We start from the raw sequence: 13,458 nt of genomic DNA on the forward strand, positions 1-13,458 counted from the left end.
TGCCTCGCGTCACCGGCGGCCCGCCAAGAGGGTCCGGTGCAGAGCGACCGCCGCCGGATCGGTCAGCGAGGCGACCTGGTCGACCACCACCCGCAAGCGCGCGGCGTCGTCCGCGGCGGCCTTCCACTCCTGCGCGAACATCGGATCGAGGTAGCCGGGCGCGCGGTCGCAGAGCAGATCGACCAGCGAGGTGAGGATGGCGCGCTGCTGCTCGTACCAGTCCTCCGCGGCGCGGGCGCGCATCACGTAGCGCAGCGCCATGCCCTTGAGGAGCGCGCACTGGTTGCGCACCGTACGCGGCACGATCAGGTCGGCGTCGTAGCGGCGGACCTGGCCGTACCCGTGCCTGCTGTTCGTGGCCCCGACCGCCGACGAGACGAACCGGCCGGTCAGGACGCTGGTCATCCGCTTGAGCGCGACCTGCGCGGCATACGTGCCGTCGTAGTCGGCGGCGGCCCGCACCACCCCGTCGGAGAGCAGCAGGTCCAGAGCCTCTCCGAGCGCCGCCGGGGTCTCGTCGGAGTACGCGGCGGCGACGTCGGCGCACAGCTCGGCACGCTCGCCGGCGTCGTCGAGCAGCGGCCGCAGCGACAGGTAGCCGCCGTGCACCCCGTCCTCCACGTCGTGCACGGAGTAGGCGACGTCGTCGGCCCAGTCCATGACCTGCGCCTCGAGGCAGCGGCGCTCGCCGTCGGGTGCGGTCGAGCGGATCCAGGTGAACACCGGCATGTCGTCGGCGTACACCCCGAACTTGCGGGTTCCGGGCCGCCGCGGCCAGGGATATTTGCAGCTCGCGTCGAGGGAGGCGCGGGTGAGGTTGAGGCCGGCGCCCTCGACCTTGGCCTCGAGGCGGGTCAGCACCCGCAGGGTCTGGGCGTTGCCCTCGAAGCCGCCACACGGCTGCGCCACGGCGTCCAGCGCGGCCTCGCCGTTGTGCCCGAACGGTGGGTGGCCGATGTCGTGCGCCAGCCCGGCCACGTCCACGACGTCCGGGTCGCAGCCGAGCCGCGCGCCCATCTCGCGGGAGATCTGGGCGACCTCCAGGGAGTGCGTCAGACGCGTACGCAGGAAGTCGTCGGACCCGGCCGTGTGCACCTGGGTCTTGGCCGCCAGACGTCGGAAGCCCGCGGAGTGCAGCACCCGGGCACGGTCGCGCTCGAACTGGGTACGGCCGTAGCCGCTGTCCTTGGCGGGTTCACTCGCCCACCGCTCGGCGTCGCCCGTCATGGCTCAACCCTAGAGGCCGGAGTTGATCACTCGGACTGCTTCGCGGCGAGCACGCAGAACTCGTTGCCCTCCGGGTCGGCGAGCACCACCCAGCTCACGTCCTGCTGGCCGATGTCGATGGCGCGGGCGCCCATGTCGACCAGGCGCTCCACCTCGGCCTCCTGGTCGTCCGGGCACAGGTCGAGGTGGAGGCGGTTCTTCACCGTCTTGGCGTCCGGGCACGTGCCGAAGAGCAGGCCGGGCAGGGTGTCCGGGGTACGCCGGATCTCCACCCCGTCCGGTTCCTCGCTCACGATCACGTAGCCGAGCGCCTCCGCCCACCAGCGCGCGAGCCGCGCGGGGTCCTCGGCGTCGACCACGATCTGCTCCCAGGTGCTGGCCATGGGACACCCTCCACGAAACACCATCGAAAGTGACGATCATGTCACGCGCGGACGGCCGGCGCAGCTTCGATCGAAACAACGCACTCGTCGTGCGACATCCTCCGGCCAGTCCGCCGACACTGGCCGAAAGGAGGAGCGACATCGTGATTTCGCTGAGCCACCGCCTCACCGCCCTGGCCGAGGCCGGGCGCACCGGTGCCCTGCACATCGGCGGTACGCCGGGCGGCACCGTCTATCTCGTCGCCGGGCGCATCACCCACGCCGAGTCGCCGGCCTGCCCCGGCATCGGCGAGCGGTTGATCGGTTCCGGCCGCCTCTCGGCGGCGCAGTGGCAGGCCGCGTACGACGCCGGCCACGACGGCCGCCAGGTCGGCCGGGTGCTGCTGCGCGACGGCCACCTCGGCCACCACGAACTGGCCTGCCGGGTCGTAGCGACCATCACCGCCGTCACCCACGCGCTGCTGCAGGCCGATGATGCGCCGATGTTGTTCGTGGCCGGCGAGCGGCACTGGTTCGGCACGATCGCCGAGGCCGATCTGGGCAATCTCGGGCCGGAGACGGCGCGGCGGCTGCTGGCCCGGCCGCTGTCCCACGGCGGACGGCCCGCGCGATGCCGGCGGCGCTCGCCGGTGCCCGGATGAGCATCGACGACCATGACGCACACCGGGTGCGACTCACGATCTCAGCGTGGCCGCAGGATGGCCCATTGTGACGGCGGGAGGTACGACATTCCGCCGGAGCGATGAGTCCGGAACCACCCGACACCGCCGGCAGCGGGGACCGGCTGCCGGCGGGAGCATCACTCGGCTGAGGAGAGATGTGCCCGGGGTCGAAAACTGTCTACAGGAGGCCATGGCGATCCCCGGCGCGATCGGCGCCAGCATCGTCGACTACACCACCGGCTTCCCGGTCGCCACGACCGGAGCCGCACCCAACGAGGACCACGAGGCCGCGGCGGCCGGCACTGCCGACGTCGTCCAGGCCGCACAGAGCCGAGCGCTGTTCGTCTCGGCCGTACCGCACGACCTGCTCGAGGACCTCATCATCACGACCGCGGGGGGCTACCACCTGCTGCGGCTCGTCCAGACCGACTTCGACAGCCGGCTCGTGCTCTACGTGTGGCTCGACCGGATCCGCGGCAACCTCGCCGTGGCCCGGCGGCGCATGCAGACACTGGCCGACGAGTTGATCGCGACATAAGGGATGACAGTTCTCAGTAGTGAGGAGTTCACGGTGAAGCCCCCGAAGTCCGCCGCGCCCGGCCGCCTGCTCACGCAGGTGGCCGGCGAGCGGCGGACCGGCGCCCTGATCGTCGGCGGCACGCCGGGTGGCACGGTCCACCTCGACGAGGGCCTGGTGACCTACGCGGAGTCGGCCGCCGCCCCGGGCGTCGGCGAACTGCTCACCGCGTCCGGACGGCTGGCGGCGCGGACCTGGCAGGCGGCGCTCGACGCGGGCACCCCGCGGGCCTCGGTCGGGCGGCTGCTCCTCGACCAGGGCCACATCACCCAGGGAGAGCTGGAGCTGTGCGTGCTGGGGGCGACGTACGACGCCGCGTACTTCGCGCTCTCCCCCGCCTCGGCGCCGGTGGACTTCGTGGACGGCGTCAAGCACTGGCTCGGCGACCTGGTCCGCGTCGACCCGGCCGCGCTCAATCGGGAGTCGCGCCGCCGCGTCCGGCTGCTGGACGAGATCTTCCCCTATCCCCAGCTCGACACCGAGGCGGTCATCCCGGTGACCCGCCCGCCCCGGGAGCGGATCACGCTGACGGCGGCGCAGTGGGAGCTGCTGGTGCACGCGGACGGCCAGCGCACCCCGGCCGACCTGGCCCAGTTGCTCGGCCGCGCCGGCTACGCCACCATCCAGGAGCTGCGCCGGCTCGCCGCGGCCGGCCTGATCGAGCTGCCCACGCCCCGGGACGCCGCCAGCGCACCCACCTTCGTACGCCTGCCGCGCGCCCGCGGAACGGCGGTGGACGTGCACCGGGCGACGCCGCCCGGGCCGGCCGTACCCGCCGTCACCGCGACCCGGCCCGGCCTGGCCTCGGGCGACCCTCCCGTGCGCGAGCCCGACCCGGCCACGGCGAACGGCTCGGCCTACCGCCCGCCGCGGCTGGCCCGGCGCAAACCCGGCGCCAAGCTGCCGAAGGAGCTCGCCGCCGAACCGGCGCCCATCCATCCCGGCACGGACGAGGTTCTACTCAAACGCATCCGCACCGCCCTGAAAGCCCTGCGATGACGCGGGCCCCTCCCGCCACCCGGCGGTCGACACAAAGGAGAAACCGCGGATGACGGTGGACCCGGCGGTACTGAAGGAACTCGGCAACCTCCGCAGCAGGCTGCCCGAGCTGTCCGGAAGCGTCCTCGCGACCGCCGACGGCATGGTGGTCGCCCACGACGCCCACGGCATCGAACCCGACAGCCTCGCCGCCCTGGCCGCCGCTCATCTCGCCCTTGCCCGGCGCTTCGCGCACGCCGTGAACCACGGAGAACTGCGCGAGTCGGTGGTGGAGTGCGACGGCGGATACATCACCTCGTACACCGCGGGATCGAACGCCCTGCTGACCCTCGTCACCACCGGAGGCGCGAATCTGGCCCTGGTTCACCTCGAGGCACGCCGAGCCGTACGCCGGCTCATGAAGCTGCTGGTCCTCGAGCCCGCGACCCCCCGGCCGGAGATCCCGATGCAGGCGGGTCCCCCGACGCCGCTCGCCCGGCGGACACCGATGGCGACGCTGCAGAACACGATCCGAGGCCGCTGAGGTCTTACCCGCAACACCCCTACCCACCATTGCGAACACGGAGGACCACCAAATGCCCGACATGGACACCGCACTCAAAGAGGTCATGGAAATCGACGGCGCCATCGGCGTCGCGCTGGTCGACCACACGAGCGGCATGGCGCTCGGCACGGTCGGCGGCGGCAAGGATCTCGACCTGACGGTCGCCGCGGCCGGCAACACCGACGTGGTCCGGGCCAAGCTCCGGGCGATGGAGATGCTGAACCTCTCTGAGAAGATCGAGGACATCCTCATCACCCTGGACACCCAGTACCACATGATCCGGCCGCTGACGAGCCGCTCGGGCAAGGGCCTGTTCCTGTACGTCGCCCTGCGCCGCGACCGCTCCAACCTGGCGATGGCGCGCCACCAGCTCAAGCGCATCGAGAACGACCTCGACGTCTGAGCAATCTGCACGACAGTGGCGGGGAGGGCACCTGGCGCCCTCCCCGCCGCTGTCGTGTCCCGCGCGGGCCTAGCCGCCGCTGTTGTCCATCTCCGCGCCCTCGGGCACGGTGTCGTCGTCGCGGCTGTCGAGCCAGCCGTACGGCAGGGAGACCTTGCCCGGCGCGTTGACCCGGCCCCGGGGCTGGCCCAGCGACTCGCGCGGGAACGGCGCCGCCGCGTCGAGCTTGCCGAGCAGGTCGTCGAGCTGGGCCAGCGACGCCACCATCGAGAGGCTGCGACGCAGGTCGCCGCCGACCGGGAAGCCCTTGAGATACCAGGCGATGTGCTTGCGGAAATCGGCGCAGCCGTGCTTCTCGTCCTCGAGCGCCTCGACCAGCAGGTGGGCGTGCCGGGACATGACGGCGGCGACCTGCCCCAGGTTGGGCAGCTCCTGGGACTGCACGCCGTCGAACGCGGCGTGGAGGTCCTTGAAGAGCCAGGGCCGGCCGAGGCAGCCGCGGCCGACCACCACGCCGTCGACGCCGGTGTGCGCGACCATCCGCATCGCGTCGGCGGCCTCCCAGATGTCGCCGTTGCCGAGCACCGGCACGTCCAGGGCCTGCTTCAGCGTGGCGATGGCGTCCCAGTCGGCCGTACCCGAGTAGCGCTGTTCGGCGGTGCGGGCGTGCAGGGCGACCGCGGCGACGCCGGCCTCCTGGGCGATCAGCCCGGCCTCGACGTACGTCAGGTGGTCGTCGTCGATGCCCTTGCGCATCTTGACCGTGACCGGGATGCCGGCCGGCGCGGCCGCGCGGACCGCCTGGGTGACGATGCGGCCGAACAGTCTGCGCCGCCAGGGCAGGGCGCTGCCGCCGCCGCGGCGGGTGACCTTGGGCACCGGACAGCCGAAGTTGAGATCGATGTGGTCGGCGAGATTCTCCTCGGCGACCATGCGCGCGGCCGCCGCGGTCACGTCCGGGTCGACGCCGTAGAGCTGGAGGCTGCGGAAGCCCTCGTCGGAGGCGAACTGGATCATCTTGAGCGTCTTGGGGATCCGCTCGACCAGCGCCCGAGTGGTGATCATCTCGCAGACGTAGACGCCCCCGCCCTGCTCACGACAGAGCCGCCGAAACGCGACATTGGTGATGCCGGCCATCGGCGCCAGCACCACCGGCGGCCACACCTCATGCTCACCGAGCGTCAACGGCTTCAAGGAAACTGCGGAAGTCACGGCGTCGAGCATGGCACAGGGCTGTCCAGGGCACGAAAACGTGCGGACGCAACCGTAACCAGAGTCGCGCCGCGCCCGCCGATGACGAGGGTGCCGAAACGGACTAGGCGTTTGCCGTGGTCCGTTTCGGTGCCCTCGTCATCGGCTCCTAGGGCGCAGTGCCCGCCGAAGCGAGGCGAAGACCATTCAACAGCCGGGCAGGCGGTTGATCAGGTAGGTCTCGATCTGGTCGAGGGAGACGCGCTCCTGCTTCATGGTGTCGCGGTCGCGGACCGTCACCGCGTCGTCGGTGAGGGTGTCGAAGTCGACCGTGACGCAGAACGGGGTGCCGATCTCGTCCTGGCGGCGGTAGCGGCGGCCGATGGCCTGGGAGTCGTCGAACTCGACCATCCAGCGCTTGCGCAGGAGCTCGGCGAGGCCGCGGGCCTTGGGCGACAGCTCCGGGTTGCGCGACAGCGGCAGGACCGCCACCTTGATCGGGGCGAGCCGCGGGTCGAAGCGCATCACCGTGCGCTTGTCGACGCCACCCTTGGTGTTGGGCGCCTCGTCCTCGTCGTACGCCTCGAGCAGGAACGCCAGCACGGCGCGGGTGAGGCCGGCCGCCGGCTCGATGACGTACGGCACCCAGCGCTCCTGCTTCTCCTGGTCGAAGTACGACAGGTCGACGCCGGAGTGCTTCGAGTGGGTGGAGAGGTCGAAGTCGGTGCGGTTGGCGATGCCCTCCAGCTCGGCGAACTCAGTACCGCCGAACTTGAAGCGGTACTCGATGTCGACCGTGCGCTTGGAGTAGTGCGAGAGCTTCTCCTTGGGGTGCTCGAAGAAGCGCAGGTTGCTCTCGCTGAGGCCGAGGTCGCGGTACCAGTTCCAGCGCTGCTCGAGCCAGTACTCGTACCACTTCTCGTCCGTGCCGGGCTCGACGAAGAACTCCATCTCCATCTGCTCGAACTCGCGCGTACGGAAGATGAAGTTGCCCGGGGTGATCTCGTTGCGGAACGACTTGCCGACCTGCGCGATGCCGAACGGCGGCTTCTTGCGCGCGGCGGTCGCCACGTTGTTGTAGTTGACGAAGATGCCCTGGGCGGTCTCGGGACGCAGGTAGTGCAGCCCCTCCGCGCTCTCGGTCGGGCCGAGGTAGGTCTTCATCAGCCCGTTGAACATCTTCGGCTCGGTGAACGTGCCCTTGTTGCCGCAGTTGGGGCAGTTGAGCTCGCTCAGCGAGGCGGGGGCGGAGCCGTGCTTGGCCTCGTACGCCTCCTCGAGGTGGTCGGCGCGGAACCGCTTGTGGCACGACTGGCACTCGGTCAGCGGGTCGACGAACGCGTCGAGGTGGCCGGAGGCGGCCCAGACGTCGCGGGCGAGGATGACGGCGGAGTCGAGGCCGACGATGTCGTCGCGCTGCTGGACCATCGTGCGCCACCACTGCTGGCGGACGTTCTCCTTGAGCGCCACGCCGAGTGGACCGTAGTCCCATGCCGAGCGGGTGCCTCCGTAGATCTCGCTGGAGGGGAAGACGAAGCCGCGGCGCTTGGCCAGGCTGACGACGGCGTCGATACGGTCGACAGGCATGTTCCTCCTACGCCGGCTGGTTGTCGGCGGGGACGTGTGGCGGACAAAATGAGGAGATTACTCCTCGATACTGCACACCTCGAAACCGCCTGTCCGCGGGTTCTGCGCCAGGTAAGCCTCCAGCCGGTCGGTGGAGCCGTCGGCGTAGGTGACGTCGACGGGCGCGGACAGCTTCATGGGGTTGAGGTCGCCGACGTCGTAGGCGGTGATCGGCTCCCGGGCCGTGGCCTCGCTGGTGAACTCCGCCTCGGTGGTGGTGTCCTTCGTGTCCTGGCACAGCATGTCGTAGGCGCTGCTCCAGCGCCGGTCGCGCAGCGCGTCGAGGTAGTCGCTGACCACGACGTCGGCCTGCTCGTTGAGCGCGCGGGTGGCGACGGTGGTGAGCCCGACCGTGGCGGCGACGCCGCCGCCGAGGACCAGCACCAGCGCCCCGACGCCGAGGCCCACCCCGAGGCCCACCCGCCGCCCGCGTCCCTCGATCGGCGGCGCCGGGAAGGGCGGGACGACCCCCGGCCCGGGCGGCGGCGCCGGCGCCTCGACCCGAGCCGGCTCGGGGAGAACGGGCGCGGGCCCGGGGAAGGCCGGCCCCGCGGGCGGACCGGCCTGAGCCGGCCCGGAGAAGGCGGGCGCGGAGTCACCGAGGGCGGTCATGCGATCAAGCCTACGGCTCAGCGCCAGGGTTCCGCGGCGCGGTCGCTGGCGCTGGCCACGACGCCGGAGCCGGGCTCGGCCGCCGCGAGCGTCTCGAAGGCGGACGGCTCGTCGAGCGACTCGGACAGCAGGGGCGTGGCGTGCACCTTGACGTCGAATCCGCCCAGCGCCCGGCGGTACGCTCCGACGGACTCCCATTCGGTGACCAGGGTCCAGTAGGCGGGGTCGTCCAGCGCGCGGGTGAGCCGCCCGGAGGTGTATCCGGTGCTCGCCGCGAGGGCGGCGAGGGCGGCGTGCGCCCGTTCGACGAACGAGTCCTGCGTGTCGGCGGGGACGACGAAGCGGTTCAGCACCAGCATGACGTGAGCGTACGCAACAGGAGAGGAACCCGACGTGACGGTGTTGCGCAGGCTGGCCGCGGTGAATCCGACGACCGCGTTCATCGCCGCGCTGGCGGTGCTGCTCGCGGGCCTGTTCCTGCCGGGCATCGTGGGTGCCGCGGTGCTGTTCCTGCTGGGGTCGGCGCTGGCCGCGCTGACCTTCACGACGTGGCCGGTGCAGCCGCCCGCGCTGCGCACCGTACGGGTGATTCTGCTGGCCCTGCTCTTCGTGGCGGCGGTCTCCAAGGCGCTCTGACCCATGCGCTTTTGACAATCATTACCATTATCGCGCATGGTTGATGCTATGCCACTCCGTCGACTCCTCGCCGTGTCCGCCACCGTGCTGCTGCTTGGCGCGACCAGCGCCTGCGGGCAGGAGGCGAAAGGATCCGGCGGCGACCGGCTCGACGTGGTGGCGGCGTTCTATCCGCTGAAGTTCCTCGCCGAGCGCGTCGGCGGTGACGACGTGCGGGTCAGCCAGCTCACCAAGCCGGGCGTCGAGCCCCACGACGTGGAGCTCACCGTCCGGCAGGTCGCCGAGATCGGCGACGCCGCGCTGGTCGTGCACCTCAAGGGCTTCCAGCCGGCCGTGGACCAGGCCGTCGCACAGCAATCGAAGCGGGGCTTCGACGCGGGCGGCGAGGTCGAGCTGCTCGCGGCCGGCGAGCACGGGGCCGGCGAGGAGCACGGGGGCAGCGAGGAGGAGCACGCCGAGGGCGGCATCGATCCGCACGTCTGGCTCGACCCCGCGCGCTACGCGACCATCGCCGACGCGCTCGCCGTGCGGCTCGGCACGATCGATCCGGAGCACGCCGCGGCGTACACCGAGCGCGCCCGCACCCTGCACGCCGAGCTGGACGCGCTGCACGCCGAGTACGCCGCCAAGCTGAAGACGTGCGCGCGCCGCGAGTTCGTGACCAGCCACACCGCGTTCCACTACCTCGCCGACCGCTACTCCCTGAAGGAGATCGGCATCACCGGCATCTCCCCCGAGGCGGAACCCTCCCCGCAACGCCTGGCGGAGGTCACCGCGCAGGCGAAGGCCACGGGCGCCACCACGATCTTCTTCGAGACGCTGGTCAGCCCGAAGGTGGCCGAGACCGTGGCGCGCGAGGTCGGCGTGGGCACCGCCGTACTCGACCCGATCGAGGGTGTCGACCAGCCCGGCGCGGACTACTTTTCCGTCATGCGCGCCAACCTGACCGCCCTCGCCACGGCCCTGGGGTGCTCGTCGTGAGCGTCGTCGCCGTCCGTCACGCCGCGGTCGCGTACGCCGGCCGCCCGGTGCTGCGCGACGTCTCCCTCGACGTCGCCGACGGCCAGGTCGTCGCGATCCTGGGGGCCAACGGCTCCGGCAAGTCGACGCTCGTCCGCACGATCCTCGGCCTGGTGCCGCTGGTCGGAGGCGAGATCGAGCTCTTCGGCACCCCGCAGCGCCGCTTCCGGGCCTGGACGCGGATCGGCTACGTGCCGCAGCGGATGGGCGCCGGCAGCGGCGTGCCCGCCACGGTCGGCGAGGTCGTGGCCTCCGGGCGGCTGGCCCGGCGCGGCATCTTCCGGCCCGCGGGCGGCGCCGACCGGGCGGCGGTCCGCGCGGCGCTGGAGGACGTCGGCCTCCTGGACCGGATCGGCGACCCGGTCGCCACCCTCTCCGGCGGACAGCAGCAGCGCACGCTCATCGCCCGGGCCCTGGCCGGGCGACCCGATCTGCTCATCCTCGACGAGCCGACCGCCGGGGTCGACGCGGCGAGCCAGGAGGCGTTCGCGGACGCGCTGCGCCGCTTCGGCGAGCGGGGCGGCACGGTGCTGCTCGTCGCCCACGAGCTCGGCCCGCTGGAGCCGCTGATCGACAAGGCCGTCGTCGTGCACGACGGGCGGATCGCGTACGAGGGACAGGTCCCGGAACCCGCCGGGCACCACGCGCGGCCCGGACACGACCACGTCCACCCGCACGCGGACCCCGAACGGGACGGGATCTGCGTGGCACCCACGGATCGGATGCCGGCGAACTGATGCCCGTCCGACCACCCCGCCACCGCCCCTGAAAGGATTGAAGACTCATCGACCTGCTTCTGCACGACTTCGTCCTCATGGCGCTGGCCGGCGCGCTGATCATCGGCCTCACCGCCCCCGCGCTCGGCATCTACCTGGTGCAGCGCCGGATGTCGCTGATCGGCGACGGCATCGGCCACGTGGCGCTGACCGGCGTCGGCGTCGGGCTGCTGCTGCATCACCACCCGGTCGTCACCGCGGTCGTGGTCTCGGTGCTCGGCGCCGTCGCCGTCGAGCTGGTCCGCGAGCGCGGGCGTACCTCCGGTGACCTGGCCCTGGCCCTGCTCTTCTACGGCGGCATCGCGGGCGGGGTGGTGCTGGTCGGGCTCTCCGAGGACAGCAGCAACGCCAACCTGATGCAGTATCTGTTCGGCTCGCTGACCACCACGTCCGGGCCGGAGCTGACGGTGATCGCGATCCTGGGCGCCGCCGTGCTCGTCACGACGCTGGGGCTGCGGCCGGCGCTGTTCGCGGTCTGCAACGACGAGGAGTACGCGCGGGTCTCCGGCCTTCCCGTCCGTACGCTCAACCTGGTGCTCGCGGTGACCACGGCCGTGACCGTCACGATCGCCATGCGCACCGTCGGCCTGCTGCTCGTCAGCGCCCTGATGGTGGTGCCGGTGGCGGCGGCCCAGCAGGTCACCCGGGGCTTCCGTGCCACCATGGCGACGGCCATGACCATCGGCGTCGTCGCCGCCGCGGCCGGGGTGCTGGTGTCGGCGGAGCTCGACACGGCACCGGGCGCGACCATCGTCATCCTGGCCATCGTGGCGTTCCTCGCGCTCACCGCCGGCGGTGGCGTCTGGCGGGCGTGGCGCACGCGGATGCCCGCGGAGAAGGCCGTCGAGCCGCCGGACGTCGTGCTCCGCGCCGGTGCCCGGTGAGCACTCCCGACGTGACCGGGCAGTCCGCGGCGTACGAGGCGTACGAGGCGGCCGCCGAGCTGCTGCGGGCGTTGTCCGCGCCGATCCGGGTGGCGATCGTCGCCGAGCTGGGCGCTGGCGAGCGGTGCGTGCACGAGCTGGTCGAGAAGCTGGGAGTGTCGCAACCGCTGGTTTCCCAGCATCTGCGGGTGCTGCGGGGCGCGGGGGTGGTCCGGGGTGCCCGCCGCGGACGCGAGATCGCATACTCACTCGTGGACGAACACGTCGCGCACATCGTCGCCGACGCCGTGAGCCACGCGAGGGAGGGAACATGACGGACGACGGAACCATTGTTCGCAACACCCGGCAACGCTCGGCGGTCCGTGAGCTCCTCGCCGACTGCGAGGGCTTCCACAGCGCCCAGGACCTGCACGCCCTCCTACGGGACCGCGGCGAGCGGGTGGGTCTGACCACCGTGTACCGCACGTTGCAGGGCCTCGCCGACGCCGGCGAGATCGACGTGATGCGCCCGCCGGGCGGCGAGCACCTCTACCGCCGGTGCAGCGAGGGCCACCATCACCACCTCGTCTGCCGTTCCTGCGGGCGTACGGTCGAGGTCGAGGGCCCGGCGGTGGAGACCTGGGCCGACAAGGTCGCCGGCCAGCACGGGTTCGTCGACGTCTCGCACACCATGGAGATCTTCGGTAACTGCCCGGAGTGCGCGGCCAAGCGAACCTAGCCGGGTCGTGGCACGCTGGCGCGCGTGAAGATGTACGCCGACCGGCTGCCCACCGCCGTCCGTCAGCTCCTCACCGACATCCTCGTCGTGCTCTGGGTCTACGGCTGGATCCGGGCCGGCCTCTGGGCGCACGCCATGGTGGAGAAACTTGCCGACCCCGGGCGGAAACTGCAGGAGGCCGGTACCGCCATCGCGGGCAACCTCGGCGACATCGGCGGCAAGGTGGGCCGGGTACCGCTCGTGGGTGACGAGCTGACCTCGCCGTTCTCGAGCGCGGCCGACGCGGCCGGCGGTCTGGCCGAGGCCGGCCGCCAGCAACAGGAGATCGTCGGCGACCTGGCCCTGACCATGGCGCTGCTGATCGTCTCGGTACCGCTGGCACTGGTGCTCTTCGGCTGGCTGCCGCTGCGGCTGCGCTGGATGCGCCGCGCCGGGGTCGCCGCCCGGGTCCGCGACGAGCCGGCCGGCCGTGACCTGCTGGCGCTGCGGGCACTCGCCGGCCGCCCCCTCGACGAGCTGACGAAGCTGGGTCCGGACATCGCGGGCGCGTGGCGCAGCGGCGACGCCGCCGCGGTCGACGCGCTGGCCGCGCTGGAGCTGCGCGAGCTCGGGCTCAGGCCCGCCCGGCGGCGTTAGGCTCCGCGGCGTCCCGCGCGAACTCCTCGTCCTCCTCCTCGGCGTCCTCGTCGAGCCAGTTGCGCTTGGCGAACGGGATGGCCGCCCAGAAGGTCAGGAAGTAGGCGGCGGTGACCGCGGTGAGGACGATCGCCACCCAGAAGTTCAACAGGTAGTCGGTGATGAGCAGGACGCTGCTGACCATCGAGACCAGCATGAAGGCGAGGCCGCCGGTCGCCATGTGGTGTGCGTACCGGACGAGCTCCGGCTTGCGGCCCTGCCGGAACAGCGCCCGGTGGAAGGCGACCGGCGAGATGATCATCGCGGTGGCGAACGCCGCCGAGATGAGCGCGACGATGTAGGTGTCCTTCTGGAACTCGCTCACCTTCGGGAAGCCGTTGCTGAACGGCAGCGTCAGCAGGAACGCGAAGAGGATCTGCACGCCGGTCTGCGCGACGCGCAACTCCTGCAGCAGGTCCGCGAAGTTGCGGTCCCAGCGCTGCTTCTCCGTCTCGTGTTTCATCCGCGGCTTCTCGTCGGCCATCCGGGTGACTCCTGTCCGTCGACTGGCGCACCGGATGCCCG

Annotated in this window: 19 protein-coding genes; 12 read left to right on the forward strand and 7 right to left on the reverse strand. The window is 71.7% G+C overall.

All coding sequences use genetic code 11. From position 1 onward, the window contains the following. Positions 1-9 precede the first annotated feature (9 nt). Both EDD30_RS11515 and EDD30_RS11520 read right to left on the reverse strand, forming a co-directional pair. Complete coding sequence (locus tag EDD30_RS11515; protein WP_071810292.1) at positions 10-1,227, reverse strand: deoxyguanosinetriphosphate triphosphohydrolase; 1,218 nt, start codon at positions 1,225-1,227, stop codon at positions 10-12. A gap of 26 nt (positions 1,228-1,253) precedes the next feature. After that, on the reverse strand, positions 1,254-1,610 hold the full coding sequence (locus EDD30_RS11520) for a VOC family protein (protein WP_071810291.1): 357 nt from the start codon (positions 1,608-1,610) through the stop codon (positions 1,254-1,256). Positions 1,611-1,753: 143 nt separating this feature from the next. On the opposite strand from EDD30_RS11520, the gene EDD30_RS11525 reads away from it, so the two are divergent. The 5 genes from EDD30_RS11525 (at position 1,754) to EDD30_RS11545 (ending at position 4,795) form a co-directional block, all read left to right on the forward strand. After that, complete coding sequence (locus tag EDD30_RS11525; RefSeq protein WP_123678234.1) at positions 1,754-2,251, forward strand: DUF4388 domain-containing protein; 498 nt, start codon at positions 1,754-1,756, stop codon at positions 2,249-2,251. Between the two features lie 211 nt (positions 2,252-2,462). Further along, positions 2,463-2,810, forward strand: a complete 348-nt coding sequence (locus EDD30_RS11530; RefSeq protein ID WP_244945206.1) for a roadblock/LC7 domain-containing protein — start codon at positions 2,463-2,465, stop codon at positions 2,808-2,810. 33 nt (positions 2,811-2,843) lie between these two features. After that, on the forward strand, positions 2,844-3,848 hold the full coding sequence (locus EDD30_RS11535; protein ID WP_123678235.1) for a MarR family transcriptional regulator: 1,005 nt from the start codon (positions 2,844-2,846) through the stop codon (positions 3,846-3,848). Positions 3,849-3,897: 49 nt separating this feature from the next. Further along, positions 3,898-4,371, forward strand: a complete 474-nt coding sequence (locus EDD30_RS11540) for a roadblock/LC7 domain-containing protein (protein WP_071810287.1) — start codon at positions 3,898-3,900, stop codon at positions 4,369-4,371. A 52-nt stretch (positions 4,372-4,423) separates the two neighbouring features. Next, entirely contained in the window at positions 4,424-4,795 is a 372-nt protein-coding gene (locus EDD30_RS11545; protein WP_071810286.1) for a hypothetical protein, read from the forward strand. Between the two features lie 69 nt (positions 4,796-4,864). On the opposite strand, the gene dusB is transcribed toward EDD30_RS11545, so the two are convergent. The 4 genes from dusB to EDD30_RS11565 all read right to left on the reverse strand — a co-directional run bounded on the left by dusB (position 4,865) and on the right by EDD30_RS11565 (position 8,583). Next, positions 4,865-6,007 carry a tRNA dihydrouridine synthase DusB gene (gene dusB, locus EDD30_RS11550; RefSeq protein WP_280526142.1) on the reverse strand — a complete coding sequence of 381 codons (1,143 nt, stop codon included), beginning with the start codon at positions 6,005-6,007 and terminating at the stop codon, positions 4,865-4,867. 186 nt (positions 6,008-6,193) lie between these two features. Beyond that, positions 6,194-7,573 (reverse strand): glycine--tRNA ligase, encoded by a 1,380-nt coding sequence (locus tag EDD30_RS11555; RefSeq protein ID WP_071807718.1) that lies wholly within the window; start codon positions 7,571-7,573, stop codon positions 6,194-6,196. Between the two features lie 57 nt (positions 7,574-7,630). After that, on the reverse strand, positions 7,631-8,224 hold the full coding sequence (locus EDD30_RS11560) for a hypothetical protein (RefSeq protein WP_211277905.1): 594 nt from the start codon (positions 8,222-8,224) through the stop codon (positions 7,631-7,633). A gap of 17 nt (positions 8,225-8,241) precedes the next feature. Continuing rightward, complete coding sequence (locus tag EDD30_RS11565) at positions 8,242-8,583, reverse strand: antibiotic biosynthesis monooxygenase family protein (RefSeq protein ID WP_071807720.1); 342 nt, start codon at positions 8,581-8,583, stop codon at positions 8,242-8,244. Positions 8,584-8,617: 34 nt separating this feature from the next. Between EDD30_RS11565 and EDD30_RS11570 the strand changes: the two genes are divergently transcribed. The 7 genes from EDD30_RS11570 to EDD30_RS11600 are packed head-to-tail and all read left to right on the forward strand — an operon-like array spanning position 8,618 to position 12,894. Then, positions 8,618-8,860 carry a DUF6703 family protein gene (locus EDD30_RS11570; RefSeq protein ID WP_071807722.1) on the forward strand — a complete coding sequence of 81 codons (243 nt, stop codon included), beginning with the start codon at positions 8,618-8,620 and terminating at the stop codon, positions 8,858-8,860. 48 nt (positions 8,861-8,908) lie between these two features. Beyond that, the gene (locus EDD30_RS11575) at positions 8,909-9,841 is read left to right on the forward strand and encodes a metal ABC transporter substrate-binding protein (protein ID WP_123678236.1); all 933 of its coding nucleotides are present in this window, start codon (positions 8,909-8,911) and stop codon (positions 9,839-9,841) included. Next, complete coding sequence (locus EDD30_RS11580) at positions 9,838-10,617, forward strand: metal ABC transporter ATP-binding protein (RefSeq protein WP_071807740.1); 780 nt, start codon at positions 9,838-9,840, stop codon at positions 10,615-10,617. Before EDD30_RS11575 ends, EDD30_RS11580 begins: the two co-directional genes overlap by 4 nt. A gap of 47 nt (positions 10,618-10,664) precedes the next feature. Then, positions 10,665-11,540 carry a metal ABC transporter permease gene (locus EDD30_RS11585; protein WP_071807727.1) on the forward strand — a complete coding sequence of 292 codons (876 nt, stop codon included), beginning with the start codon at positions 10,665-10,667 and terminating at the stop codon, positions 11,538-11,540. Beyond that, positions 11,537-11,854: an ArsR/SmtB family transcription factor gene (locus tag EDD30_RS11590; RefSeq protein ID WP_394328290.1), complete on the forward strand. Its 318-nt coding sequence runs from the start codon at positions 11,537-11,539 to the stop codon at positions 11,852-11,854. Before EDD30_RS11585 ends, EDD30_RS11590 begins: the two co-directional genes overlap by 4 nt. Next, positions 11,851-12,258 carry a Fur family transcriptional regulator gene (locus EDD30_RS11595; RefSeq protein WP_071807728.1) on the forward strand — a complete coding sequence of 136 codons (408 nt, stop codon included), beginning with the start codon at positions 11,851-11,853 and terminating at the stop codon, positions 12,256-12,258. The genes EDD30_RS11590 and EDD30_RS11595 overlap by 4 nt, the downstream gene beginning before the upstream one ends. A 30-nt stretch (positions 12,259-12,288) precedes the next feature. Beyond that, on the forward strand, positions 12,289-12,894 hold the full coding sequence (locus tag EDD30_RS11600) for a hypothetical protein (RefSeq protein WP_244945588.1): 606 nt from the start codon (positions 12,289-12,291) through the stop codon (positions 12,892-12,894). Here EDD30_RS11600 and EDD30_RS11605 read toward each other — a convergent pair. Further along, positions 12,872-13,417 (reverse strand): DUF6328 family protein, encoded by a 546-nt coding sequence (locus EDD30_RS11605; RefSeq protein WP_394328291.1) that lies wholly within the window; start codon positions 13,415-13,417, stop codon positions 12,872-12,874. The two genes, EDD30_RS11600 and EDD30_RS11605, sit on opposite strands and share 23 nt — an antisense overlap. Positions 13,418-13,458: the final 41 nt, after the last annotated feature.

The organism is Couchioplanes caeruleus, from assembly GCF_003751945.1.
Lineage (GTDB): Bacteria > Actinomycetota > Actinomycetes > Mycobacteriales > Micromonosporaceae > Actinoplanes > Actinoplanes caeruleus.

Bases quoted from the DNA above. Each gene is read 5' to 3' on its own strand.
- EDD30_RS11515 (WP_071810292.1), bottom strand. From the start codon at position 1,227: ATGACGGGCGACGCCGAGCGGTGGGCGAGTGAACCCGCCAAGGACAGC.
- EDD30_RS11520 (WP_071810291.1), bottom strand. From the start codon at position 1,610: ATGGCCAGCACCTGGGAGCAGATCGTGGTCGACGCCGAGGACCCCGCG.
- EDD30_RS11530 (WP_244945206.1), top strand. From the start codon at position 2,463: ATGGCGATCCCCGGCGCGATCGGCGCCAGCATCGTCGACTACACCACC.
- EDD30_RS11540 (WP_071810287.1), top strand. From the start codon at position 3,898: ATGACGGTGGACCCGGCGGTACTGAAGGAACTCGGCAACCTCCGCAGC.
- EDD30_RS11545 (WP_071810286.1), top strand. From the start codon at position 4,424: ATGCCCGACATGGACACCGCACTCAAAGAGGTCATGGAAATCGACGGC.
- EDD30_RS11555 (WP_071807718.1), bottom strand. From the start codon at position 7,573: ATGCCTGTCGACCGTATCGACGCCGTCGTCAGCCTGGCCAAGCGCCGC.
- EDD30_RS11560 (WP_211277905.1), bottom strand. From the start codon at position 8,224: ATGACCGCCCTCGGTGACTCCGCGCCCGCCTTCTCCGGGCCGGCTCAG.
- EDD30_RS11565 (WP_071807720.1), bottom strand. From the start codon at position 8,583: ATGCTGGTGCTGAACCGCTTCGTCGTCCCCGCCGACACGCAGGACTCG.
- EDD30_RS11575 (WP_123678236.1), top strand. From the start codon at position 8,909: ATGCCACTCCGTCGACTCCTCGCCGTGTCCGCCACCGTGCTGCTGCTT.
- EDD30_RS11595 (WP_071807728.1), top strand. From the start codon at position 11,851: ATGACGGACGACGGAACCATTGTTCGCAACACCCGGCAACGCTCGGCG.
- EDD30_RS11600 (WP_244945588.1), top strand. From the start codon at position 12,289: ATGTACGCCGACCGGCTGCCCACCGCCGTCCGTCAGCTCCTCACCGAC.
- EDD30_RS11605 (WP_394328291.1), bottom strand. From the start codon at position 13,417: ATGGCCGACGAGAAGCCGCGGATGAAACACGAGACGGAGAAGCAGCGC.